The following is a 25,032-nucleotide window of genomic DNA, read 5'->3' as shown; positions in this document are numbered from 1 at the left end:
ATCAGCGGAGTTGACATGAGCGCATCCCCGAGCGCTTCCAGCAAGCCGAGCAGTCGGCTACTGCTGCTCATCGAGATACCTGCAGTCATCGTGCTGTTCGTGATGATGATCCACGTGACGGCGAACGCGCTCATGCGAGCGCTCGCATCGTCGCCCATCCCGAACACACTCGAGATCACCCAATACATCTACGTCCCGATCATCGCCCTGCTCGGTTTCATGGCGGCCCAGGCCAGAGGTGAGCACATCGTCGCAGACCTCGTGGCGCACTACTTTCCTACGCGCATCAGACGGGCAGTGTTGTTCTTCGGATACATGCTCGGTGTAGTGGTGTTCTTCGGATTCGCATGGTTCGGTCTCGAAGAAGCCATCCATTCCCGTGATATCGGCAAGACCGCAGGAGTCTCGACCGTCGTGGCGTGGCCTGTCTATTTCCTCGTTCCCATCGCCTTCGGCGTTCTGTGCGTGCAGTTCCTCCTCGCAGGTGTGCGTGCCCTGCGCGGGGGAGAGGACTCGATCGACGCGACCGACGCCGAGGTCGCTCGTATTACCGACGAGATCGATGAAGAAGCCGGCGATCTTGCCGGCACTCCTACCGCGCCGAATTCGGAGAGCAAATGACTACCACTACATCTGCCGAGGTGCGGGGCGGCGCGCCCACTCCGCCGGTTGTCGGCCCCAGTAACAAATTCTCGACCCGATCATGGGTGCTGTTCGGCACTTTGATGCTGCTCCTCATAGGAGCGGCGACCGCGATCTTCATGCCGCTGACTCCCATCGCGATCGGCTGTGCAGCGCTCGTGATGATGATTACGCTGCTGTGTCTGCGGGTTCCGGTGGCGTTGACCATGCTCATTCCGTCGTTCGCAGGCTTGTATGCGATGCGCGGCGAGCGAACGGTGACGAGTGCGCTCACCTCCTTGCCCTACGACGAGGTAGCAAGCTGGACGCTGAGCGTCGTGCCGATGTTCGTTCTCATGGGTCTGCTGCTGTGGCGCTCGGGTATGACGGACTCGCTCTACACCGCTGCGCGTCAATGGTTGGGTTGGCTTCCGGGCGGTCTCGCCGTCGGTACCAATATCGCCGGGTCCGGCCTTGCGGCGGTCAGTGGCTCGACGACCGGTACGGCGTATGCTCTCGGCCGCATCGGTATCCCCGAGATGCTCAAGGCCGGATACGACCGACGTCTCGCAGTCGGCGCAGTGTTGGTTGCAGGTCTGCCCGGTCAGCTGATCCCGCCGAGTATCCTGCTCGTTCTTTACGCGGGCATCGCTGAAGTCCCCGTTGGAAAGGCGCTGCTCGCGGGCATCGGCCCCGGCGTCCTCGTGTCGATCATGTTCTCGATCGCGATCATCCTGATTGCAGTCTTCGCCAAGGACGTGGCGGGCACCAAGACCAGCCGTGTCGAGGCGTCGAATGTTTCGTGGAGTACTCGATTCAAGAGTCTCGTGTCGATCTGGCCCATCCCGGTCCTGGTGCTGGTGATCATCGGAGGGATGTTCTCGGGCATCTTCACGGCTACTGAGGCCGGCGCGGTCGCAGCTCTCTGCTCGGTCGGAGTCGTCTTCATCTGGAAGCGCAAGACCGGTGGTGCGAGCCGTGCAATCCTGGATGGCTCCATCGGTACGGTGTCGACGGTCGGCGCGGTGTTCCTTTTGCTCGTCGGCGTCGAGGCGCTCTCGCGCATGATGACCCTGACCGGCATCAGCAACGGGTTCGCCGATCTCATCACGTCGATGGACCTCGGACGCGTGGAGTTCCTGCTGTTGATGATGGTCGTCTACTTGATCCTCGGCGCGTTCATGGATCCGCTGCCGATGATGGTGCTGACCGTACCTATCCTGATACCGACGCTCGAGAGTCTCGACATCTCGATGCTGTGGTTCGGTGCCTTCGTCGTGTTCATGGGTGAGCTCGCCATCTTGTCCCCGCCTGTCGGAATCCTGGCGATGATCATCCATTCGATCGTCAAGGACCCTCAGGTCAACCTGGGCAAGGACATCCCGCTCAAGGACGTGTTCGTTGCCGCGGCATGGTTCCTGCCGATGGCCATCGTGGTCGTCCTGATCCTGATCTTCTTCCCGGAGATTTCGACGTTCCTGCCCGACCGTTCCAGCGGCGGCTGAGCGTCGTTCCAGGACGAGCGTGTCGACGTCCCCGCCTTTTCGCGGCCCTCTGCGGCGTGATTGCGGGGACGTCGTCGTCTCGAAGAAAGTGCGAGCCGACAACGCTTGCCCCAATCTATGAATATCATTATAGTGAACTAGGTAACGTTCACGAGGGCTGGGCGCAGACTCGACGCCCGAACCCATCACACGGCGAAGGAGTGGACATGAGTTCTGTAGAGCCGGGCACCGAAAATTCAGGCACCGAGGGAACCGAAGCTGCGAACGGCAACCGTCTGCGCTGCAACACCTGCGGATCGGAAGCGATCGTGACGAAAGCCGGCGGCTCGTCGCTGATCTGTTGCGGCGCACCCCTCGAGGTCACCTTCGGCCGCTAGCCGGCCGCTTCGGTCGTTCTGCACTTCGGTCGGCTCATCACATCTGAAGGAGTTCCCATGAACGAGGTCGGTAAGCGCTACACGTGCGCCACCTGTGAAACCCAGATCATCTGCGTCAAGAAGGGCGAGGGGCAGTTCACCTGCCACGGAGCGCCCATGGAGCTCGTCACGGCGAAGCCCCTGCCCTCGTCCGACTAGGACGGCGTAACCGTCCGTTTCGGCGGACAGAACAAAAGAAACCTGGCTGCGTCCGACGCGGCATCGTGCGAGAAGAAGGAGCGCGCAATGGCTGGTCCACTCGACGGACTCGTAGTGATCGATGCGAGCTGGGGCATGCCGGCTGCCGTTTCGACGATGATGCTGGCCGACTACGGAGCCCGCGTCATCAAGGTCGAGCGTCCGGGCGGGGGTCCCGACGCCGGAGCGAACATCCGCAAGTCGACCGACCGCGGCAAGTGGAGTGTCGAGGCGGATCCGCACACCGACGAGGGACGCGCGATCATTCGCGGTCTCGTGGCGAACGCCGATGTGTTCGTCGAGTCGTTCGGTGTGGGTAAAGCAGACGCACTGGGGCTCGGCTACGACGAGCTGCACGCACAGTTCCCCGAACTCGTCTACGTATCGGTGACCGGATACGGCAACGTCGGTCCCCACGCCGAGCGGCCAGGCTACGAGGCTCTGCTCAATGCCCGTCTCGGGCAGATGGCCGAGCAGGAGGGCCACCGCGACGGGCCAATCTTCATGGGTCACCCCACCGTCTCCTACGGCACCGCGTTCATCACCACGATCGGCATCCTCACGGCGCTGCGCGCGCGGAAGATCAACGGCGCCGGCCAGAAACTCGACACCTCCCTGCTCGACGGCATGCTCGCCATCGCGTCGATGAACTGGTGGTGGAACGAGAAGGACATCTCCTACCTCGCCCGCAGCGGCACGCAGAAGGGCTTCGGCAACAAGCGTCTGATCACCGACCCCTTCAAGTGCGCCGACGGCAAGTGGCTCATCGTCCACACCGGGGGTCCCGGTGCATACAAGCGGACGATGGACATCCTCGGATTCGGTGACCGCACCCAGACGATCGACGGTCCCGAAATGGCCGTGCCGCTCGACGACGTCGAACTCGACATCGCGCGCAACCAGGTTCCCCAGGCGTTCAAGCAGCGCAACAGGGACGAATGGCTCGAACTGCTGCACGCGGACGACATCGCTGCGCTGCCGCTCAACCACCCCGAAGACATCTTTGCCGACGACCAGGTTCGGTTCGCGGCCGTGCCGATCGAACTGTCCGACGAGGACTACGGCACGATCCAGCAGGTCGGCCCGGTGATCCGCTTCGAGAAATCGAAGCCCGCAACCCCGGTGCCCGCACCGAAGGTCGGTGAGCACAACTCCCGCACAGGCGAGATCGCTCGCTCCGATGTCTGGGCACCCCTGCCGGACAACTCCGAGAAGGTGGCGCGGCCGCTGCAGGGCGTGAAGATCCTCGACTTCAGCTCCTATTTCGCCACCGGATTCGGCGCACGTCTGCTGTCCGACCTCGGTGCCGAGGTCATCAAGATCGAGCCGCTCATCGGCGATCAGATGCGCCCGCTCGGCGACCTGTTCGAGGGCGCCAACCGCGGCAAGCGCAATATCGCCTTGGATCTGCGGAAGCCCGAGGGGCAGGAGATCGCGCACCGTCTTGTCGCGGAAGCCGACGTGGTGATGCACAACTACCGACCCGGTAAAGCAGAGAAGATCGGCCTCGGCTACGAGACGCTGAAGGCGATCAACCCCGACGTCATCTACGCCTACCTTCCTGGATTCGGTTCGGCCGGACCGAAGTCGAGCCTGAAGTCGTTCGCGCCGATGGTGTCCGGCATGGTCGGCCTCAACTTCGAGGGATCGGGCAAAGGCAACCTGCCCATCCGCCGTGTCATCGGCAACGAAGATCTGTACAACGGATTCCTCGGCGCGGTCACGGTGCTGCTCGCCCTCAATCACCGCCTCAACACCGGGGAGACGCAATCCGTCGAGAGCCCGCAGTTGCACTCGAGCTTGTTCGTCGTCAGTGAGCACTCCGCGACACTCGACGGGAAAGCGATTCCCGCACACGAACTCGATGCAGACCAGACCGGGTGGTCGCCGCTCTACCGGTTGTACCGCACGAACGACGGGTGGATCGCGATCGCAGTGTTCGGCGACGCGGCGTTCGTGCGCCTCGTCGAGGCGCTCGGCCGTCAGGAACTGGCCACGGATGCGCGTTTCACGACGCATGCCGACCGCTCGGCCAATGCCGATGCGCTCGGGGAGACCCTGACGGAGGCGTTCGCCGCCCTGGACAGCGAGAGCGCCTTCAAACTCCTCGACAACAACTCGGTGCCCGTCGAGATTCCCCTCGACTACCCGATCATGCCCGAACTGCTCTGGGAGGAATGGGCTCTCGACTCGAATCGGGTCGTCGAGCATCATCACCCCGAGTACGGCTGGTGCCGCGAGGTCGGCATGGTCATGCACCTGTCCGACACCCCCGGCGCGTTCAAGGGCGGCGCGCCGGTGCTCGGTGAGCACTCGCAGGAGATCCTCACCGAGCTCGGCTACACGTCCGACGAGGTGACCTCACTCATGGCGTCCGTGTGTGCACTGCCGTCCGATCAAGCACTGCCCACGGCAGCAGCGAAGGAAGACTGACCATGGACATCACCTACCCGCCTGAGGCGGAGCACTACCGCGCATCGCTCCGTGCACTTCTCGAATCGAATCTGCCGGACGACTGGAAGGGGATCGGTGCCCTACCCGGAGTCGAGCAGGAAGAGTTCCTGAAGTCGTGGCGCAAAGTCCTGTCCGACAACGGCCTGCTCGCGGTGTCACTGCCCCGTGAATACGGCGGCGGCGGACTGTCCGACATCGAGCAGGTCGTGCTCAACGAGGAATTGATGCGTCTCGGAGTTCCCGAGGGCACCGAGAACGACACGCTCGGCATCAAGCTCCTGTGCAACACACTGGCCGTGCTCGGTACCGAGGAGCAGAAGGAATACTTCATTCCGAAGACCCTCTCCGGCGAAATCAGCTGGTGCCAAGGATATTCGGAACCGGAGGCCGGATCCGATCTAGCGGGCATGCGAACGCGTGCCGTGCTCGACGGCGACGAATGGGTCATCAACGGCCAGAAAACGTGGACCTCCGCGGGCAGCAGCGCGAACTGGATCTTTGCGATCTGCCGCACCGATCCGACGGCCGTCAAGCATAAGGGCCTGTCGTTCTTGCTGGTGCCGATGGACCAACCCGGCGTCGAGGTCCGACCGATCCTCAACGCCGCGGGTTATGTCGCGTTCAACGAGGTGTTCTTCACCGATGCGCGCACAGACGCGGCGAACGTGCTCGGTGAGGTCAACGGAGGCTGGCACACGGCCAACACGCTTCTCGGGTTCGAGCGTGGAGTGCGCGCCACCACCGACGCGGTGCGTTTCGGACGCGAGGTCGACCGGCTCATCGATCTTGCCCGCGAGCGAGGACTCACAACCGATCCGCACATCCGTCAGGAACTCACCTGGTGCTGGCAGCGGGTACAGACGATGCGATTCCGCGGTTACCGTGCGCTTACGAAGCTGCTCGAAGGCGGGCGCCCCGGTACCGACGGCTCGTTCTCCAAGATCTACTGGGCCGAGTTCTTCCAGCGCTACACCGAGATCGGACTCGAGATCCTGGGGCTGGAGGCGTTGACACCGGAAGGACAGGGGAACAACGGGATTCTGGTCACTCCTGCGCCCGGAACCGAGAATTCCTCGCGTTGCTGGAACGACATCGCTCTCTACGCGCGCGCGGCGACGATCTACGGCGGCAGTTCGCAGATTCAGCGCAACATCATCGGCGAGCAGCTGCTGGGTCTCCCCAAAGAGCCGAGGCTCGACAGCGGCCCGTTCCAGGACATCGGGCGACGCAAGACGGCCTGATCTCGAGCTTTCCGCCGATCTACGGCAGAACGGAACAATCGTGTATTTCGAATTCAACGAGGATCAAGAAGAATTCCGCGCGTCTTTGCGCAAGCTCCTTTCGGAACGTGCACCGCTCACGCGCGTGCGCGAGGTGGCCGAAACTCGCGGATACGATTCGTCGACCTGGCGGCTGCTCACCTCCGACATGGGGGTGCCGGGTATCCATGTCCCCGAAGAGTTGGGCGGAAGCGGCTTCACTTTCCTTGAAACATGCGTGGTGGTGCAAGAACTCGGCCGCGCACTGACACCGGTGCCGGTGATCACGACGATCGGTGCGATGGAGGCCATCCGGGGGCTGGGTTCCGCGGCGCAGCGGGAGGAGCTGGTTCCGGGGCTGGCCTCCGGCGAGACCATCGGCACGTTGGCGCTGTCGAGCAACCGGGACCTCGACGTGGACGGCGTGACAGTTCGCGCGTCGTCCGAAGGTGACACGCACACGCTCACCGGCCGGGTCGACTACGTGCCGTTCGGCCATATCGCCGATCTGCTGGTCGTGCCTGCAGTGACCCCGTCCGGCAACGAGATCGGGTTGTATGTGGTGGATGCTGCCGCGTCCGGTGTGGTGATCGAGTCGCGCGAGACTCTCGATCTGACGCGCCCCCTCGCGTCCGTGGAACTCTCCGGCGCCCCCGCTCGATTGCTGGGCTCCGATCACGCCGCTATCGTCCGCATCGTCGACCTCGTTCGGATCCTGCTGGCCAACGAGGCCATCGGGTCTTCGAAGGCCATCCTCGACATGGCGGTCGACTACGCGAAGCAGCGCGTGCAGTTCAATCGGCCCATCGGATCGTTCCAGGCGATCAAACACAAGTGCGCCGACATGGCGATCGCGATCGACTCGGCGGAGGCCACGGTCATGTTCGCGTCGATGTCCGCGGCGGGCGAGTCGAAAGACTTCAGGCTCGCCGCGCTGATGGCGAAGGCGCAGGGTTCGGAGTGCCTCACACTGTGTGCATCCCAGAACATTCAGGTCCACGGTGGCATCGGGTTCACGTGGGAAGCCGATCCGCATCTGTACTTCCGTCGAGCGAAATCGATCGAGCCGCTGTTCGGAAGCAAGGTGCACCACAACGACATGCTGGCCGATCTGGTCGGAATCTGAGGGGAGCGGGAGATGACCACAACGATGCCGACCACAACGATGCGCCGCCTCGAAGGCGACGTTGCGCTGGTGACGGGGGGCGGTTCCGGAATCGGGGCGGCCTCGGCGATCCGGCTCGCGCAGGAAGGGGCCGAGATCGCGGTCGTCGACGTCAATGTCGACAATGCGGAGGTCACTGCCTCGCAGATTCGTGAGGCGGGCGGTACGGCCGTCGCGTTTGCCGCGGACGTCCGTGACGACAAGGCGATGGACGAGATCGTCGAGGCCGTCGTGTCGCAGCTCGGGGAGATCAGCGTGGTCTTCACCGCGGCAGGCGTCAGCGGTGCGCGTCTGGACAGTCATGAAGTCACACGTGACGATTGGTACGGGGTTCTCGACATCAATTTGTCCGGCACGTTCTTCACCGTTCGCAGTGCGCTGCCCTCGCTGCTGCGCCGGGGCGGTGGGTCCGTTGTGACCTGCGGGTCGACGTCGTCATTCATCGCGACGCAAGGCGGCCTCGCGCCGTATCGCGCGTCGAAGGGCGGGGTGAAGATGCTGACGCAGACGCTCGCTGTCGAGTACGCGCCGCAGGGTATCCGGGTGAACAGCGTCTGTCCCGGGGCTGTCCGTACCAACCTCAGTGCCAATACCGCGGCCATCGTGCCGACGACCGGCACGGTGAAGAATCCTTCGAAGCCGCTGAGTGTTCCGCTCGGACGGTACGGCGAGGCTGAGGAAATCGCTTCGGTAGTAGCGTTTCTCGCGTCATCGGATGCATCGTACGTGACGGGTCAGGCCATTCTTGTCGACGGCGGGGTCACAGCAGAATGAGGCCTTGACATCGCCTTAATTCAGTCGCATGATTAACACCATAACCGTGAGGGTGATCACTCCGAGTGGAGTATCCGAGAAGGTCGGCATCACCGGATCTTGCGGTCGATCCTGACGAAGGAGTTCCGAAGTGGTCACATTCTCCCGGGCACGCCTGCTGCCTCGCGCCGGCGTCCTCGTGACGGCAGGAGCGTTGCTGCTCGCCGGGTGCGCTGAAACCTCATCCGGTGGCGGTGACGCCAACGGAGGCGGTGAGGGTGTCGCGTTCGGTGCGACGATGGAGGAATACCAGGCGGCATTCGCCGACGTGGACCCCATTGTGTTGTACACACAGTCGCCCAGCACGCAGGGATCCACCGGCGGCGCGTTCATCGACGCCTACACCTCGGCCGTCGAGGAATGGTCGGACGGCAAGATCACCTTCGACATCGCCTACTCCGACGCGATCGCCAAGTCCACCGAGATCGACAACGCCATCGTCGACGGCCGACTCGATATCGGACAGGTCCTCGCTGTGTACGAACCGCAGGAGTTCCCGGCGACATCTGCTCTGCTCGATGCCAGCGTGCTGTCCGACCAGAGCGTTGTCACAGGCGTTCTCCAGTCGAATGCGTGGCCGGCGGACGTCGCCCTGAACACCCCCGAGATCGTCGCCGAGTTCGAAGACAAGGGCATGAAGCTGATGCTTCCCGCCTACAACGCCGGTATGAACGCGCTGTTCTGCTCCGACAAGCGCGTCGCGCTTCCCGATTTCCAGGGCAGCAGCATCTCGGTCGGCAGCACCGCGGGTAACCAGCAGGTCTCCGCTCTCGGTGCGACCCCGACGTCCGTTGCCTACACCGAGGCGTACGAGGCATTGCAGCGCGGTGTCATCGACTGCTCGATGCTCAGCCCCGCGGCTGCCCAGATCGGCGGCATCCTCGAAGTTGCACCGCAGACGGTGATCGACCCGGAAGCCGGCCTCGCAGTGCCGAGCGGCAACATGGCGATGAACCTCGATGTGTGGGAATCGCTTCCGCTCGTGGCGCAGCAGCTCATGTGGGATCGCCTCGATGCGTTCATGACCGGCAGCATCGAGGGCAAGATCTGGCCCGTGACCGTCGATTCCGTCAAGGACATCCAGCAGTACGGCGGATCCATCGAGCCGTTCGCCGACGACGCGCGTACCGCGGTGCAAGATGCGAACAACAAGATCGTCGACGCGATCGCGGGTAACAGCGGTCTGAGTGACGGCGCCGGATTCGTCACGTCGGTGCGTGAGAGCGCCGACAAGTGGAGCCAGACCATCACTGAACTCGGCTACACCAACGAAACCGACTACAACGGCTTCGCTACCTGGTACACGCCAGGCAAGATCGACATCGCCCCGTACATCGAGCGGGTCTACGAGGAGATCTACCTGCCTCATCGCCCGTCCTGACATTCGCCGACCACGTTCCGGAGGAGTTGCCCCCCTGCGCCTCCTCCGGAACGTTTCTGCATCAAGGGGTACACCATGACCGAACGTCACTCCGGCACGGCCGCAATCGCACTCGACGGCGCGATCGACATGCACTGCCATTTCGGTCCGGAGCCGCTCGTGGAGATGGCAGCCAAGACGCCGCACAGCGTCGACCCGGTCGAGGCAGCGCGAGAGGCCGCCGACCACGGTATGCGAGCGCTCGTGTTGAAAGCGCATGAATTTCCGTCGACGGTCGCTGCGCATCTCGCCAATGTGGCCGTCCCCGAAGTCCGGTCGATCGGAGGAATCTGCCTCGACCATCCTGTCGGAGGCCTGAACCCGCACGCCGTCGAATGCGCATTGCGGGCGGGCGCACAGGTCGTCTGGCTGCCCACATTGTCGTCGGAACAGGATGCGCCGGCGAAGGTGAAGGCATTCTTCGGTGAGAAGGAAGAGGGGATCCGGGTGATCGATGCCGACGGGACGATCGTTCCCGAGGTGCGCACGATCCTCGACCTGATCACCCAGTACGACGCGGTCCTCGCAACCGGACACGTATCGACCGCCGAACATTTCGCCGTCGCAAGAGAATACGCATCGAAGGGCCGCGTTCTCGTCACCCACGCGATGCACGCGACGACGGGCCCGCGTCTGACCGAGCAGGAGGTGATCGAGCTGGCCGACCTCGGCGCCAGCATCGAATTCGCAGCCCACACCTGTATGGGCGAGCCGTCGACGTTCGCGAGCGTCGTGTCGGCGCTGAAGCGACTCGACCCCGCTCGGGTGGTGCTCGCGACCGACTACGGATGGACGACGAAGATCCCGCACCCCGCGGCCGGTTTGCATTCGTATGTCAATGCGTTGTGGGACGAGGGCATCGACGAAGCGGACCTGAAGGTCATGACCTGCGACAACCCGGCACGCCTGCTGGGCATGGACTGACGGGAGGACGTGAAAGCAAGTGGCAACTACGATTCCGAAGGACAGAGAAATGACCGACACTCAGGGACGGGTGGCCGGGAAGGTCGCCTTCATCACCGGCGCTGCCCGTGGGCAGGGGCGGTCGCACGCGTTGCGGCTCGCGCAGGAGGGTGCCGACATCTATGCCACCGACGCATGCGAGGACATCGCCTCGCTGACCTACGGTATGGCGTCGGAGGAAGACCTCGCCGAAACCGCGCGGCTCGTGGAGAAGACCGGACGCCGGATCATCACGCGCAAGGTCGACGTCCGGGATCAGGCCGGACTCGACGCCGCAGCGGCCGACTGCGTCGAGCAGTTCGGCCGGATCGACATCGTCAGTGCCAACGCGGGTGTCTGCGGCTGCCGCCCCACCGTCGAACTGACGGAGGACGAGTGGCAGGACATGATCGACATCAACCTCACCGGTGTCTGGAAGACGTCGAAGGCCGTGATTCCGCAGATGCTCCGGACCGGTGGCGGTTCGATCGTGCTGACCAGCTCGGTCGTCACCTACAACGGCTCGCGCAACGTCGCTCACTACAACGCATCGAAGCACGGCGTGGTCGGTCTGATGCAGACTCTCGCAGCCGAGTACGGCGGCCAGGGAATCCGCGTGAACGCGGTCCATCCGGGCAACGTCGGCACCGACATGCTCTTCAGCGAATCGACATTGCGGGTGTTCTGCCCGGACCTCGAGAACCCGACCATCGAGGATCTGCGCGAACGTGCACGCGGGCGCAACATCATGGACCTGGCGTGGGTGGAGCCCGAGGACATCACCAACGCCGTGCTGTGGCTGGCATCCGAGGAGGCCCGGTACGTCACCGGTGTCTCGATCCCCGTCGACTGCGGTCTTCGCATCAGCTGAGAGGTGAACCGGAATGTCTGAAGGACGCAACGCAGGACGCAAGGTCCTCATCACCGGCGGCGCAGGCGGTATCGGTGCCGCCGCCGCCCGGCGACTCGTGCAGGAGGGCGCTGCGGTTGCCGTGCTCGATCTCGATGCTGCAGCGGCCGAAGCGCTCGCCACCGAACTGCGTGGTGTGGGCGGTACGGGCGCGACGGTCGTCGCGGTGAGCGCAGACGTGTCCGATCCCGATTCCGTGGGACCGGCCATCGACGACGCTGCGACTCGACTCGGCGGTCTGGATGGGATCGTCACGTGTGCAGGAATCGCGAAATCGGCTCTGGTACATGAAATGTCGGTCGAGGACTGGCATGACGTGGTCGGTATCAACCTCACCGGCTCGTTCCTGTCGGTTCGGGCGGCGCTGCACCACATGCTGAAGGAACCTCGCTCGTCCGTCGTGACCATCGGATCGGTGGCGTCGCTCATCTCCGCGAACACCAATACATGCAGCTACGACGCGTCGAAATCCGGTGTGCTGGGCCTGACCCGGTCCATCGCGGTCGGATACGCCGATCGGGGTGTGCGCGCCAACACGCTGTGCCCCGGTGTCGTGGACACCCCGCTCGCACAGCGGGCGCGGGAAGCGGGCGGTGTCACCAGCACGGCGCTGGCCCAGACACCTTTGGGACGCCGCGCAGAGGTCGACGAAATGGCGGCGATCATCGCTTTCCTCATCTCCGACGAGTCGTCCTACATGACGGGCTCGACCGTCACCGCGGACGGTGGACTCACCGCACAATAGGCAGAATTGCTTCGTCGAAAAGAATCACCCCGTCGGACATGTTCGACGACGTATCACCCGAGAACCGAAAGGCACACTCATGGCTTCGACCGGACGCCTCGCCGGTAAGACAGCACTCATCACCGGTGCAGGATCCGGCCTCGGACGGGCCACCGCGCTCCGATTCGGGGCAGAAGGCGCTGCCGTCTCCGTGGTCGATCGCAACCTCGCCGCGGCCGAGCAGGTCGCCGACGAAATACGTGCGTCGGGTGGACGTGCACTGGCAGTGACCGCAGATGTCACCTCCGACACAGATTCCCAGCGCATGATCGCCGAGACCCTCGCGGAATACGAGACCCTCGATATCGTCTTCGCGAACGCCGGTGTCAACGGCGCAGGCAATGCCGCGGACACGACGGAAGCCGAGTGGGACAAGGTGATCGGTGTGAACCTCAAGGGGGTGTGGCTGACGTCGAAGTACGCGCTGCCGCACATGATCGAGCGACGCACCGGGTCGATCATCAACCAGGCGAGCATGGGTGGCCTGATCGGCCTGCCCGGAATCTTCCCCTATACCGCGGCCAAGGGCGGTGTCATTGCCATGACCAAGCAGATGGCGGTCACCTACGGACCGGACAACGTGCGTGTGAACGCAATCTGTCCGGGCACCATCCCCACACCGTTGGTGTACCAGTCTCGTGTCGACCGTGGTGCGGCCGACGCCGACGCCGACCAGACCGCGATCGACGCCGAGGTCGCGAATCGATTCCCCCTTCGCCGCCTCGGTACCCCGGATGATCTCGCTTCGGTCGCGTTGTTCCTGGCAAGCGACGAAGCCGATTGGGTGACAGGCGGTATCTACACAGTCGACGGTGGTCGCAGCGCGTTCTGAGCCGTATCGACGGCGAAAGGGCGGACCGGAATTCCGGCCCGCCCTTTCGTCATTCCATGCGCTGTCAGGCCATGAGTGCCGTGAATCGCCAATCGAGCACCGGCGCAGGCTCCGCGTCCGCGCGGTGCGCATAGACGAGCGAGCGCAGGTTCAGCACGCCGCCGCCTCCCGCGAGGGGTTCTGCGGACTCGACATGCAGATCGCTGGTGAGGGTGTCTCCTTCATGCACGGGGCCGGCGTGATCGCACGACTTCCAGCCGAGAACCGTCACGAGATTCGGTAGCGCCCGCGACGCCTGCGACAACGCCAGACCGATGGTGTGCCCGCCGTACACCAGCCGCCCCGCCGCACCGACGCGCTCGTCGTGATGGGTCGCGGCGATGTTGAGACTCAGGCGAGCGAGTTCAGGTGCGCTCGAGACGACGTCGCCGCTCGACTGCAGCACCGCTCCGGCGAGCGCGGCATCGAAATGCGATCCCGGTACCGAGGATCGGTACTCGTCGAGGTTCCATCCCTCGGGTGCGGTCCACCGCGGCTCGTCCTGCGGTCCGATCGCCGACAGGTCGTCGGCATGCACGACCCTGTTCTCGTCGGGGTTCTCGCTCAGCGGCAGCATTGCACATCGGTAGAAGTCGAGGACGGTATTGCCGTCCTGGTCGACGGTGTTCATCCGCAGAGCGGCGAGACCGGTGGGCTTGCGACCCGGCTTGGCCGAGTTCTCCTTCAGTCCCACGACCTCGGTTGTGGTGTACAGGGTGTCGCCGATGTACGGGAACCGGCGGAAACGCAGGCCCCGGTAGAACAGGTTGGCCTTGACGTGGTGCGTGACCAGAGTCGACTGGCCGATCGCGATGTCGGTGACGAAACCCGCGTGCGCGACAGGGCCTTTCGCGACCCGGGTGGCGAGGTGCTTGTCGAGGGGCAGGCGGAACCGGTCACCGAGGATGCTCTGATGCGCGGCAGCGAGACCGTCGGTGAGGGTCACGGCGGGGGCGGTGTCGAAGACCTGGCCGACGGTCAGTTCGTCGAAGTAGGGCCCGCCGACGTACGAGGGGGTGGTGGCCATGCTCAGGCTCCGATCTTGGTAAGGGTGCGGCGGGCAGCGACGGCGACGGCTTCGTCGAGCATCTGGCCGTCCAACTGCGCTGCTCCGGCGCCGCGTGCTTCGGCTTCCTCCAGTGCTGCGAGAACCTCGCGGGCGGCCTCGACCTGCTCGTCGGTGGGAGTGAAGGCTGCTGCGGCGGAATCGATCTGCGCGGGGTGAATGACCCACTTGCCGTCGAACCCGAGGTCGGATACCCACCGGGCGGAGTGCCGGAACGCCTCGTCGTCGGCGATACCGAGGAATGGGCCGTCGATGGCCTGCACGCCTGCGGATCGCGCCGCATGCAGGACACGGTCCTGCACGTACAGCCAGTGCTCGGGCGCGGCGGTGCGTGCGCGTCCGAGAGCAGCACCCAGGTCGGCATAGCCGATGATCACGCCTGCGACGCGTGGGCCCACGACGATCTCGTCGATGTTCTGGACACCGGCGGGCGTTTCGATGAGCGCTTGGATCCCGACGGGGGAGTCCTTGCCCAGGATGCGGTCGGCCTCGACGAGATCGTCGGCGCTCTCGACTTTCGGGAACACGATCGACGCGAGCACGCCGCCGAGTTCGGCGCACGCGCGCAGGTCGTCCTCGAACCACTCGGTGCCGCGTCCGTTGATGCGCACAGACACTGTGCGTCCGGTGCCGTACTCGCGGACCAGGGGAGTGATGAGGTCGCGCGCAGCGGACTTCCGGTCGGGGGTGACAGCGTCCTCGAGATCGAGAACGACCTCGTCGGCGACGGATGCAAGGGCCTTTCCGGCCTTACGTTCATCGGAGCCGGGGGCGACGAGCACCGCTCGTCGGCGAAGATGTTGCTCGGAAGTCACGGGGAACCTCATGGAACTCGACGGTGGGGAACGTGGTCAAATGTACGGCCATTGTGCGGTGGCGCGCCACTTCTATAGGTATCTGTAGCGGCACGGATCACTGATATCACTGGTTCGAAGTGCTGATGCGCCAGGGTACGCAATTGACAAGCCGCGGCAGTGGTCCTCAAAATGGCCGTACAAAGTGTGCGTCCCCGCGGCCGGGACCACGACGAGCCTAAGGACTTCCGTGAGCCATCTGAACGACGAAGAAACATTCCTGGTCAAGACCGTCCGCGACTTCATCGACCGCGAGGTCAAGCCGTCGGTGCAGGAGGTCGAGCACGCGAACGAGTACCCCGAGAAGTGGATCGAGCAGATGAAGCAGATCGGCATCTACGGGTTGGCGGTGCCCGAGGAGTACGGCGGATCGCCGGTGTCGATGCCGTGCTACGTGCAGGTCACCGAGGAACTCGCGCGCGGGTGGATGTCGCTCTCGGGCGCGATGGGCGGACACACCGTGGTCGCGAAGCTGCTCGCGTTGTTCGGCACCGAGGAGCAGAAGCGCACGTACCTGCCCAAGCTCGCGACCGGGGAGATCCGCGCGACGATGGCGCTCACGGAGCCCGGTGGTGGTTCGGATCTGCAGGCGATGACCACGACCGCGAAGCGTGACGGCGACGACCTGGTGATCAACGGGGCGAAGACGTGGATCACCAATGCGCGCCGGGCGGGTCTGATCGCACTGTTGTGCAAGACCGATCCGCAGGCCACTCCGCGTCACAAGGGCATCTCTGTGGTGCTCGTCGAGCACGGTCCGGGCTTGACGGTGTCGCGGGATCTGCCCAAGCTCGGGTACAAGGGTGTCGAGTCGTGTGAGCTCAGTTTCGACAATTACCGGATTTCGGCGGACGCGATTCTCGGTGGTGAGCCCGGTAGGGGGTTCGGGCACATGATGAAGGGTCTCGAGACGGGCCGGTTGCAGGTCGCGTCGCGGGCGCTGGGTGTGGCTGCGGCGGCGCTGGAGGATTCGTTGGCGTATGCGCAGCAGCGGGAGAGTTTCGGGCAGCCGATCTGGAAGCATCAGTCGATCGGTAATTATCTTGCGGAGATGGCGACGAAGCTGACGGCGGCGCGGCAGTTGACGCGGTATGCGGCGGAGAAGTTCGACAGTGGTGAGCGGTGCGATATGGAGGCGGGTATGGCGAAGCTGTACTGCTCGGAGGTCGCGATGGAGATTGCGCTCAACGCGGTGCGGATTCACGGCGGGTACGGGTATTCGACGGAGTACGACGTGGAGCGGTACTTCCGTGATGCGCCGTTGATGATCGTCGGTGAGGGAACCAACGAGATCCAGCGTAATGTGATCGCGTCGCAGCTCGTGGCGCGCGGCGGACTCTGATACACAGCATCGGAACCCGAGCCCACTAGGATCTTCTCCGTCATGGACAGCAGAACACGTGAGACGACGGAACCGGCATACGCGCAGCTCGCGCGTCAGTTGCGCGACGCTGTCGAAGCCGGCCGGTACAACGACGGCGTGCGTCTGCCGACGGAGGCAGAGCTTGCGGAGCAGCACGGAGTGAGCAGGCAGACCGTGCGTAGGGCATTCCAGGACCTGGTTGCCGACGGAATCGTCTATCGCGTGCCCGGTCGGGGTACGTTCGCGAACGAGACGGGGCGGCGTTACCGTCGGCAGCTCGGCTCGATCGAGGATTTGCTCGCGCTGTCGGCGGACACGGTCATGGAGATCGTCTCGCCGTTGCGGCGCGGCGTCGACATCGATGCGGCGAGTCGTTTGCGCCTCGACACCGATCTGCTGTACTCCGTCGTTCTGCGACGGGTGCACGATGGGATACCGTTCGTGCACACCACAATCCATCTACCAGATGAGATTGCAGCAGATGTACTGGACGAGCCTGCGCTGCAGCTCGGTGCATCCAGCCGCAACACCGTGATCGGGTTGCTCGAACCGTATCTCGCCAGCCCGATCGTCGAAGCCGCGCAATCGATCACCGTCGCGGCTGCATCCGAGCAGGTCGCCGAGGTTCTGAACTGCGCTGTCGGGCACCCGCTGTTGCGGGTCGACCGTCTGTACTCGAACGAGGCAGGAATACCCACCGAGTTGTCGGTGAGTTACTTCCTGCCCGAGCACTACACCTATCGCGTCACTCTCCGGCGTTCCGGACACTGATGCCACACACCAACTACAGGAGGCGAACATGCGGGTCTTCAACGGGATCGACGAGATCGAGAAGGCGGTCGGTGAGACCATCGGCCAGAGCGACTGGCTCGAGATCACTCAGGAACGGGTGAACCTCTTTGCTGATGCGACCGGCGACCACCAGTGGATCCACGTCGATCCCGAGCGGGCTACGAGCGGTCCGTTCGGCGCGACGATCGCCCACGGATACCTAACGCTGTCACTGCTTCCGGTGCTCGGCACACAGATCTTCTCGCTCGACGGCCTGAAGATGAAGGTCAACTACGGCGCCAACAAAGTGCGGTTTCCCGCGCCGGTCCCGGTGGGTTCCAAGGTTCGCGCCTCGGCCGAGTTCAAGTCGCTCGAGCGCACCGCGAAGGGCGCCAATCTCGTCGTGGGTTACACCATCGAGATCGAGGGCGGTAGCAAGCCGGCACTCGTAGCCGAGACGATCGTCGTGCTCGTTCCCTGAGCTGTCAGGGCTCCCGGTAGCGGGATTTCGCTACCGGGGACTCTCGATGCGCAGGATGCGGTCGTCGTCGCCCGCAGGTTCTCCGCGACCGTCACGGTTCGACGTGGTCAGCCACAGTGAGCCGTCCGGTGCGGCGACGACGGTCCGCAGCCTTCCGTATTCGCCTGTGAAGAACTCGGCTGTGCTGAAATCGTCGCTGCCTGAATCCGCGATGCCGATGCGCCACAGCCTTTCTCCTCGCAGCGACGCCATCCACAGGTTGCCGTCGTCATAGGCGATTCCGGACGGGGATGCCTGCGAGACCGACCATGTCCTGACCGGGTCGAGGTACTCGTTCCCGCCCCTGTCGTCTCCACTACTGCTGCCTTCGATTTCGGGCCATCCGTAGTTTCCACCCGCCACGATCTCGTTGAGTTCGTCCACATCGTTCTGCCCGAATTCGGACGCCCACAATCTGCCCTCGTCATCGAACGCGAGTCCCTGCACGTTGCGGTGACCGAGCGAATACACCGGCGACTCCGGGTCGGGATTACCCGGCGCAGGCTCACCGTCCATGGTCATCCGCAGGATCTTCCCGCCGAGCGATGCCGGATCCTGTGCAAGAGGGGGATTGCCCGCTTCGCCGGTCGCGGCGTACAGCATGCCGTCGGGCCCGAACTGCAGTCGGCCGCCATCATGGACTCGTGCGGCAGGGATGCCGTCGAGTATCACCTGATGGTCGGTGAGAGTCGTTCCGTCGTACGTGACGCGCAGAACCTGGTTTTCGGATGACGTTGTGATGTAGAGGAATACGAATCGATCGGTGTCGAACGTGGGTGACACCGCAATGCCGAGCAGGCCGGATTCCCCCTGCGCGACCGTGCCGGCGATCCTCGCAATTTCTCGAACCTGCTTGTCTGCACCGATCTCGAGGACACGACCCGAGTCGCGTTCTGTGACGAGAGCTGCTCCGTCGGGAAGAAACGCGACACCCCACGGTGTGTCGAGACCGGATGCGACGGTGTCCGTGACCTGCGGTGTGGGACCTGTGATCGCGGGAGCGGGTGTCGCGGGCACATCCTCCGAAGACGAACACGCGATGAGCGGAACCGTCAGGGCGAAGAGGGCGACGCGGCGCAACCATACGGGTGTCACGTGGTACATCCTCGTGCAGCGACCCGCCATCGGTCCATCACCGCATCGGCGTGGCGTCCGCCCATCACTATCAGCTCGTCCGCTAGATTGACCGCGTTGCACACGTGATTCGGAATCACCCGCACCCTTTGCCCGAGGTTGGGGCGGGTGCCGGCATTCGGCCACTGCACGGTGGCGTGATGCTCCGAAAGTGCGGTGATCCGCGCATCGGGTTCGCCGAGAATACGGCCGTATCCGGTGGCCCACGGTGCGCGGTCGGCACCGAGTGTCTTGCTACCGGAGTCGAGCACCACCACCTCGCCCCGGGCCGACACCACCGTCGCCAACGCGGTGAGTGCGATATCGGCCTCGGTCACCGCATCGAGTTCGAGTTGCTGAGCGTCCCCGAACACGTACACGCCCGGGCGTAGCTCTGTCGAGACGGTCGATGTCTCGATGAGGGCGGTAGGCGACGAGCCGCCGCTGATCACCACGGGGTCGATACCGGCGTCACGCAATGCAGCGGCCGCGACGGCGAGTGACTCGGTCTCCTCGGCACCGGCGACGTGAGGCAGGCCCGGACCGTACGAATGCCCGGGAAAAGTGAACACGCCCAGCACATTCAGATCCAGTTTGCGCGCCCGACCCGCAACCTCGCCCGCCTGTTCGGGTGCGACACCCGTCCGATGGTGTCCGCTGTCGATCTCGACCAGTACCCCGATCGACGTGTCGCAGTGCTCGGCAAGTGCGCGAGCTCCGGCCGCGGAGTCGATTCCGACAGTCAGTTGCACGGTCTCGGACAGGGCTTGCAATCGTGCGCCGCGCGCGGCGTCGACCCAGAGCGGATAGGCGATGAAGATGTCATCGAACCCGGCTTGCGCGAAGACTTCCGCTTCGGCCACCGTCGCGACGGTAAGTCCCCGCGCGCCTGCGGCGAGTTGGAGATGAGCGATCTCGATGCACTTGTGGGTCTTGGCGTGCGGTCGTACATCGAGACCTCTCTCGCGCGCCGATGCTGCCATGCGTGCGATGTTGCCGTCGAGGACGGCGCGGTCGACGAGGAGTGCGGGGGTGGCGTCGATGGAAGGAAAGGCGATCATCATCTCGACCGTAGTCGCATGCGGAAGCGTAGGTGTGCTACCTGGCTCCGCGTCGGCCGGTCCGCTGCGTTCCGCCTTTGGGTGTGATCACGCGCGGAGGCACCGTTCGTGTCATCGAGCGCTGCTGTTCGGTCCGAGTCGGGTAGGTGCTGTGTTGCTTTCGCATTGGGTACCGCCTTTCGGGTGTGGGGAGGCCGGGGCGCCGGACTTTTCGGTGAGTGCGCGTCGATTCAGGTGCGATCGAACCAGGTGAGCTGCATGCCGCTGTCGAACTCTCGACGTCGAACCACACTGAACCGAGTCGGGTTGAAGTTCCCGGCCAGCGCCGAGATCCCGCCACCCGCGATCACCGGGTAGCTCTTGAACATCAGTCGGTCGATCTCGTCAATGAGCTGACCTGCGAGGTTTCCCCCTCCGCAAAGCCAGATGTCGAGCCCCTCCTGCTTCTTGAGTGTGCGGACCAGTTCGACCGGATCGGTGTCGACGACCTCCACCTGCGGGTTGTCGACCGGTTCGAGTGTGCGGGAGAAGACGTACTGTTTCATGTGGGCGTACGGGCTGGTCATGCCGCCGGCCTGGTAAGTGCTACGGCCCATCAGCACGGTGTCCCACGCCTGGTTGGGAGTGTCGGCCGGCATATCGATCTGGGGGCGCAACTCGGTCGGGATCGATTCTGGATAGCGCTCGCGGATCCACGACATGTCGTCGCTCATCGGATAGAAGTCGAATTCTCCTTCAGGGCCTGCGATGTAGCCATCGAGAGAGACCGCCGCGTAGTAGACAAGCTTTCGCATACTTACCGCACCTCCGTAGTACTATGTATGAAGTGGTTTGAACGTAGTACTACGGATGGAGTGGTGTCAAGTGGTTCGTACGAATCCTGAGCGGCGACAGGCCCTGCTGGATGCATCGATCGAGGTCCTGGCCCGAGAAGGAGCCCGAGGGCTGACATTTCGGGCGGTGGACAAGGAGGCTGCGGTGCCTGCTGGTACCGCATCGAACTATTTCTCCAACCGCGACGACCTGCTCGTTCAAGTGGGGCACCGCTACTACGAGCGACTCGTGCCCAGTGGCGAGAGAATGGAGCAGTCCCACCAGCTGCAGACGCGCGAGTCCATGACCGAATTGATGACGGAGGTGGTCGAGCGGGTTTCCGGATTCCGCACGGGCTATCTCGCGATCCTCGAACTCCGGCTCGAGGCGACCCGTCGACCTGAACTGCAGACCCTGCTCACCGACAGGGTGCGTGCTGATCTGGACTTCAATATCAGCAACTATCGACTATCCGGATTGCCCGGCGGTGAAGATGCTGTCGTGCTCCTGTACCTCACATTGAACTGGCTCATCCTCGACCGTCTCACGCTCCCGGGGCTCTTCGACGAGAAGCGCGCCGCAGATCTGGTGCGGACGGCCGTCGACCGCGCGATCCCGGGCCAGGACTGACGATCCGCCGGGATGTGGTGCCGACCGCCGGGCGGCGAGCGATTGTCGCATCCTAGGCGCAGGATGCGCCACGAATAACGATGTGATAACGGTGTGAACTTGGAGAGTGGGCGTCCTCTTTCTGGGTCTACCCTCGCCGCATGGCAGGTGGCGTGGATCACAACAGTGGAGTCGATGGCGTCGGATACGACGTCGTCGTGCGCGGCGGACTCTGGTTCGATGGAACAGGCGCTCCCGGTGCCGTGCGCAATCTCGGTATCCGCGACGGAGTCGTCGCGACCGCAAGCGCCGACGAACTGCTCGCCGGGCCCGACACCGACGTCGTCGACGCACACGGTAAGTGGGTGCTACCCGGCTTCATCGACACCCACACTCACTACGATGCGGAAGTGCTTGTCGGGCCCGGGTTGCCGGAGTCGGTACGGCACGGTGTCACCACTGTGCTCATGGGTAACTGCTCGCTCTCGACCGTCTACGTCAACGCGCTCGACGGCGCGGATCTGTTCAGTCGCGTCGAGGCGTTGCCCCGCGACCACGTGCTGCGTGCACTGGAGTCAACGGCGACATGGGCCTCACCGTGTGAGTACATCGATGCCCTCAACGGCATGCCCTTGGGCCCCAATGTGACTGCATTCATCGGTCATTCGGATGTTCGTGCCTCGGTCATGGGGCTCGGCCGATCCACCGAGCCCGCTGTTGCACCGTCCCGTTCCGAACTCGCAGCCATCGACGACAAGGTGAACGAGGCGCTCGACGCCGGATTCCTCGGGGTCTCCACGATGACCAACCCGTGGGACAAGATGGACGGCGACCGCTACCGATCTCGTACGCTCCCGTCGACGCACGCGTCGTGGTCGGAATTCCGTCGGCTGCATCGTATTCTGCGGCGCCGCGGCCGCGTGCTCCAGGCGGTGCCGAATCTCAACACGAAGTACGATGTCGCATTCTTCGCCCTGGCGAGCACCGGCATCGGCCGCCGCCCGATGAAAGCGTCGGTGCTGGCTGCGGCGGACACCAAGGCGGAACGGTGGGTCAACCGGATCTTCGGCCCGATCGCCTACGTCGCCAACCGTATCGGCAAAGGCATGTTCCGCTGGCAACATCTTCCCACCACCTTCGAAGTGCACTCCGACGGCATCGATCTCGTGGTGTTCGAGGAATTCGGATCGGGCCGTGCCGCGCTTCATCTGAAGGAAGAGCTGGGGCGCAACGACCTACTGAAGGACGAGGGGTACCGGCGGTGGTTCCGTCAGGACTTCGAGAAGAAGTTCTCTCCGCGCGTGTGGCACCGCGACTTCGACGACACCCGGATCACGGAATGCCCCAATGAGTCACTTGTGGGCCGATCCATCGGCGAGGTCGCCCGCGACAATAACCTCCACCCCGTCGACACCTTCCTCGACCTCGTCGTCGAACACGGACGGAAGTTCCGGTGGCATACCGTGATCGCGAACGATCGGGAGAAGGTTGCGAACCGGTTGATCCGGACCCCGGGTGTCACGGTCGGATTCTCGGACGCGGGCGCGCACCTGCGCAATATGGCCTTCTACAACTTCGGGATCTGCTTGCTGCGCCGAATCCACGACAACGAGAAGCGGGGCACCCCTGTGATGCCGCTCGGGGAAGTGATCCACAAGCTCACCGGTGAACTCGGCGACTTCTACGGGATCGACGCGGGACATCTGCGAGTCGGCGACCGCGCCGACTTCGTGGTGATCGACCCGACGGGTCTGAACGACGATGTGGACGCGTACCACGAAGCGGCAATGGACGAGTTCGGTGGGCTCAGCCGGATGGTCAACCGCAACGACGACGCCGTCACCGCGACCGCGGTGTCCGGGAAGGTGGTGTTCCGCGGGGGCAGTTTCGTGCCGGGGTACGGGACCAGCATCGGGACCGGGCGGTTCCTGCGTGCGGGTGTCGAGGAGCGCGGACCGGCACCGGTGCGGGGAACGCCTGTGGCACATCCGCTGTGAGTATCCCGGCGCGTGCTCGCCGCACTCAGCAACAGCGGCGGCAGGAAACGATCGGACGCATTCTCGACTCGACCATCGAGTCCCTTGCCGAACTCGGCTACGCCGCTACCACGATCGGTGAGATCTGTTCGAGGTCCGGGCTGTCCTCGGGCGGCGTATTCCGGCACTTTCCGACGCGCCTGGACCTGATGGTCGCGGCTGCTGACGAGGTCGGTATTCGGCAGTTCGCGAACTTCCGGACGGGGCTCGAACAGCTCGGCGGGCCCGATGCCGGCATCGAATCGGTGCGCGCGTGCCTGCAGTTGCTTCGCGACGCGACACGAGCCCCCATCAACGCAGCCTGGTACGAACTGCTCGGCGCCGCCCGCACCGATGCGAGGTTGCGCGAGCATCTCGTCCCGATGGGGACGCGCTACCACGCTGCGATCGCCGAGTTCGCGCGTGCGCTGCCCATCGCCGAGCGTTTCGGGGCCGCTGAGTTCGACATGATTCTGTTCTCCCTCGTCCACCTGTTCGACGGTGAAGCGCTCGTCGCAACCGTGCATCCGCAGCCCGAGCAGGAAGAGCCCAGGATCGAATTCCTGGCCCAATTGTTGGTGAGCGTCACACTTCGCATAGGTTCGGGTAATGAGCAATGAGAACGGTCCTGCTCCGCAGTGGTTCGTGGACGCCCTTGCCGCGCCCGTCGAGACCGGGACCTATACGGTGTCGGGTGCGACGATCTCCTACCGTGCGTGGGGTGAAGCGGGCTCACCCGGTGTAGTTCTCGTCCACGGCGGTATGGCGCATTCACGCTGGTGGGACCACATCGGACCGCAGCTGGCGGTCGGCCGTCGCGTCGTCGCACTCGATATGAGCGGACACGGCGATAGCGACCACCGTGAGATCTACAGCCTCGACCACTGGGCCGATGAGGTCCTCGGTGCGGCCGAGCACGGCGGGATCGCCGGTCCCCCCGTTCTGGTCGGCCACAGCATGGGCGGAATCGTCTCGTTCGTGGCGTCGGCATTGCACGGTGACCGGCTCACCGGTGTCGTCATTCTCGACTCTCCGATTCGGGACATGACTCCCGAGGAGGTCGAGATGCGTGCCAAGACGGTCGCGAACGCCGGGCCGCCGAGGGTGTACCCCTCTGTCGATGCCGCTGTTGCGCGGTTCCGGCTCGTACCTCCGCAGGACGAAGCAGAGCCGTTCGTGTTCGACCACATCGCCCGCACATCGCTGAAGGAGGTCGATGGGGGCTGGTCGTGGAAGTTCGACAACCTGCGCATGGGCCGGGAGGCGCGCCGCATTCTCGAAGCATTGCATCAAGGCTGCCCCCTCACGTATTACCGATGCGAGAACGGCATCATCCGCGAACCGTTGCTGTCGCAGATCCGGGAGCAGCTGGGGCCCGACGCGACGATGGTGGAACTACCCGTCGCCGGACACCACCCGATGTTCGATCAACCTCTTGCCCTGGTCACGGCGATCCGGACAGTGCTCGCCGGTTGGGGTCGCTGAACCT

At 64.2% G+C, this 25,032-nt stretch carries 25 protein-coding genes; 20 read left to right on the top strand and 5 right to left on the bottom strand.

The features are described from left to right. Positions 1-15: 15 nt before the first annotated feature. The 13 genes from ACSYG9_RS06230 to ACSYG9_RS06170 all read left to right on the top strand — a co-directional run bounded on the left by ACSYG9_RS06230 (position 16) and on the right by ACSYG9_RS06170 (position 13,319). Positions 16-621 (top strand): TRAP transporter small permease, encoded by a 606-nt coding sequence (locus ACSYG9_RS06230; RefSeq protein ID WP_454841633.1) that lies wholly within the window; start codon positions 16-18, stop codon positions 619-621. Then, complete coding sequence (locus ACSYG9_RS06225) at positions 618-2,126, top strand: TRAP transporter large permease (RefSeq protein WP_454841632.1); 1,509 nt, start codon at positions 618-620, stop codon at positions 2,124-2,126. Before ACSYG9_RS06230 ends, ACSYG9_RS06225 begins: the two co-directional genes overlap by 4 nt. A 206-nt stretch (positions 2,127-2,332) precedes the next feature. Further along, positions 2,333-2,503, top strand: coding sequence for a hypothetical protein (locus tag ACSYG9_RS06220; RefSeq protein WP_454841630.1), 171 nt, complete (start codon positions 2,333-2,335; stop codon positions 2,501-2,503). Positions 2,504-2,560: 57 nt separating this feature from the next. Continuing rightward, positions 2,561-2,701 (top strand): hypothetical protein, encoded by a 141-nt coding sequence (locus ACSYG9_RS06215; protein ID WP_454841628.1) that lies wholly within the window; start codon positions 2,561-2,563, stop codon positions 2,699-2,701. A gap of 87 nt (positions 2,702-2,788) precedes the next feature. Next, a complete protein-coding gene (locus ACSYG9_RS06210; protein WP_454841626.1) occupies positions 2,789-5,173 on the top strand; it encodes a CaiB/BaiF CoA transferase family protein in 2,385 nt (794 codons plus the stop codon). Between the two features lie 2 nt (positions 5,174-5,175). Further along, positions 5,176-6,435 (top strand): acyl-CoA dehydrogenase family protein, encoded by a 1,260-nt coding sequence (locus tag ACSYG9_RS06205; RefSeq protein ID WP_454841625.1) that lies wholly within the window; start codon positions 5,176-5,178, stop codon positions 6,433-6,435. A gap of 40 nt (positions 6,436-6,475) precedes the next feature. After that, positions 6,476-7,579 (top strand): acyl-CoA dehydrogenase family protein, encoded by a 1,104-nt coding sequence (locus ACSYG9_RS06200; RefSeq protein WP_454841623.1) that lies wholly within the window; start codon positions 6,476-6,478, stop codon positions 7,577-7,579. Between the two features lie 12 nt (positions 7,580-7,591). Next, a complete protein-coding gene (locus ACSYG9_RS06195) occupies positions 7,592-8,392 on the top strand; it encodes an SDR family NAD(P)-dependent oxidoreductase (RefSeq protein WP_454841622.1) in 801 nt (266 codons plus the stop codon). Positions 8,393-8,522: 130 nt separating this feature from the next. Continuing rightward, on the top strand, positions 8,523-9,812 hold the full coding sequence (locus ACSYG9_RS06190; RefSeq protein ID WP_454841621.1) for a C4-dicarboxylate ABC transporter substrate-binding protein: 1,290 nt from the start codon (positions 8,523-8,525) through the stop codon (positions 9,810-9,812). A 75-nt stretch (positions 9,813-9,887) separates the two neighbouring features. Beyond that, on the top strand, positions 9,888-10,775 hold the full coding sequence (locus tag ACSYG9_RS06185) for a DUF6282 family protein (protein ID WP_454841619.1): 888 nt from the start codon (positions 9,888-9,890) through the stop codon (positions 10,773-10,775). A 49-nt stretch (positions 10,776-10,824) separates the two neighbouring features. Next, the gene (locus tag ACSYG9_RS06180) at positions 10,825-11,664 is read left to right on the top strand and encodes a mycofactocin-coupled SDR family oxidoreductase (protein ID WP_454841617.1); all 840 of its coding nucleotides are present in this window, start codon (positions 10,825-10,827) and stop codon (positions 11,662-11,664) included. 13 nt (positions 11,665-11,677) lie between these two features. After that, entirely contained in the window at positions 11,678-12,448 is a 771-nt protein-coding gene (locus ACSYG9_RS06175; protein WP_454841616.1) for an SDR family NAD(P)-dependent oxidoreductase, read from the top strand. A 79-nt stretch (positions 12,449-12,527) separates the two neighbouring features. After that, complete coding sequence (locus ACSYG9_RS06170; RefSeq protein WP_454841615.1) at positions 12,528-13,319, top strand: SDR family NAD(P)-dependent oxidoreductase; 792 nt, start codon at positions 12,528-12,530, stop codon at positions 13,317-13,319. 64 nt (positions 13,320-13,383) lie between these two features. On the opposite strand, the gene ACSYG9_RS06165 is transcribed toward ACSYG9_RS06170, so the two are convergent. Both ACSYG9_RS06165 and ACSYG9_RS06160 read right to left on the bottom strand, forming a co-directional pair. Then, positions 13,384-14,385: a MaoC family dehydratase gene (locus ACSYG9_RS06165; RefSeq protein WP_454841613.1), complete on the bottom strand. Its 1,002-nt coding sequence runs from the start codon at positions 14,383-14,385 to the stop codon at positions 13,384-13,386. A 2-nt stretch (positions 14,386-14,387) separates the two neighbouring features. Continuing rightward, positions 14,388-15,251 carry an HpcH/HpaI aldolase/citrate lyase family protein gene (locus ACSYG9_RS06160; RefSeq protein WP_454841612.1) on the bottom strand — a complete coding sequence of 288 codons (864 nt, stop codon included), beginning with the start codon at positions 15,249-15,251 and terminating at the stop codon, positions 14,388-14,390. 217 nt (positions 15,252-15,468) lie between these two features. On the opposite strand from ACSYG9_RS06160, the gene ACSYG9_RS06155 reads away from it, so the two are divergent. Genes ACSYG9_RS06155 through ACSYG9_RS06145 form a run of 3 tightly spaced genes read left to right on the top strand, consistent with a single transcriptional unit; the run spans position 15,469 to position 17,893 of the window. Further along, entirely contained in the window at positions 15,469-16,620 is a 1,152-nt protein-coding gene (locus ACSYG9_RS06155) for an acyl-CoA dehydrogenase family protein (RefSeq protein WP_454841611.1), read from the top strand. Between the two features lie 42 nt (positions 16,621-16,662). Next, positions 16,663-17,412, top strand: a complete 750-nt coding sequence (locus ACSYG9_RS06150) for a GntR family transcriptional regulator (RefSeq protein ID WP_454841610.1) — start codon at positions 16,663-16,665, stop codon at positions 17,410-17,412. A gap of 28 nt (positions 17,413-17,440) precedes the next feature. Then, on the top strand, positions 17,441-17,893 hold the full coding sequence (locus tag ACSYG9_RS06145) for a MaoC family dehydratase (RefSeq protein ID WP_454841609.1): 453 nt from the start codon (positions 17,441-17,443) through the stop codon (positions 17,891-17,893). Positions 17,894-17,923: 30 nt separating this feature from the next. On the opposite strand, the gene ACSYG9_RS06140 is transcribed toward ACSYG9_RS06145, so the two are convergent. The 3 genes from ACSYG9_RS06140 to ACSYG9_RS06130 all read right to left on the bottom strand — a co-directional run bounded on the left by ACSYG9_RS06140 (position 17,924) and on the right by ACSYG9_RS06130 (position 20,900). After that, positions 17,924-19,036 (bottom strand): PQQ-dependent sugar dehydrogenase, encoded by a 1,113-nt coding sequence (locus tag ACSYG9_RS06140; protein ID WP_454841607.1) that lies wholly within the window; start codon positions 19,034-19,036, stop codon positions 17,924-17,926. Beyond that, the gene (locus tag ACSYG9_RS06135; RefSeq protein ID WP_454842891.1) at positions 19,024-20,106 is read right to left on the bottom strand and encodes an alanine racemase; all 1,083 of its coding nucleotides are present in this window, start codon (positions 20,104-20,106) and stop codon (positions 19,024-19,026) included. The genes ACSYG9_RS06140 and ACSYG9_RS06135 overlap by 13 nt, the downstream gene beginning before the upstream one ends. 230 nt (positions 20,107-20,336) lie before the next feature. Then, on the bottom strand, positions 20,337-20,900 hold the full coding sequence (locus ACSYG9_RS06130) for a dihydrofolate reductase family protein (RefSeq protein WP_454841606.1): 564 nt from the start codon (positions 20,898-20,900) through the stop codon (positions 20,337-20,339). Between the two features lie 70 nt (positions 20,901-20,970). On the opposite strand from ACSYG9_RS06130, the gene ACSYG9_RS06125 reads away from it, so the two are divergent. The 4 genes from ACSYG9_RS06125 (at position 20,971) to ACSYG9_RS06110 (ending at position 25,028) form a co-directional block, all read left to right on the top strand. Next, a complete protein-coding gene (locus tag ACSYG9_RS06125) occupies positions 20,971-21,549 on the top strand; it encodes a TetR/AcrR family transcriptional regulator (RefSeq protein ID WP_454841604.1) in 579 nt (192 codons plus the stop codon). Between the two features lie 140 nt (positions 21,550-21,689). Further along, complete coding sequence (locus ACSYG9_RS06120) at positions 21,690-23,525, top strand: N-acyl-D-amino-acid deacylase family protein (RefSeq protein ID WP_454841603.1); 1,836 nt, start codon at positions 21,690-21,692, stop codon at positions 23,523-23,525. Continuing rightward, entirely contained in the window at positions 23,522-24,163 is a 642-nt protein-coding gene (locus tag ACSYG9_RS06115; protein ID WP_454841602.1) for a TetR/AcrR family transcriptional regulator, read from the top strand. Before ACSYG9_RS06120 ends, ACSYG9_RS06115 begins: the two co-directional genes overlap by 4 nt. Then, a complete protein-coding gene (locus ACSYG9_RS06110; protein ID WP_454841601.1) occupies positions 24,153-25,028 on the top strand; it encodes an alpha/beta fold hydrolase in 876 nt (291 codons plus the stop codon). The genes ACSYG9_RS06115 and ACSYG9_RS06110 overlap by 11 nt, the downstream gene beginning before the upstream one ends. Positions 25,029-25,032: the final 4 nt, after the last annotated feature.

The organism is Rhodococcus sp. SJ-2, assembly GCF_053750035.1.
The sequence above is the reverse complement of the archived record's forward strand: the minus strand, read 5'-3'. Positions and strand labels throughout refer to the sequence as shown.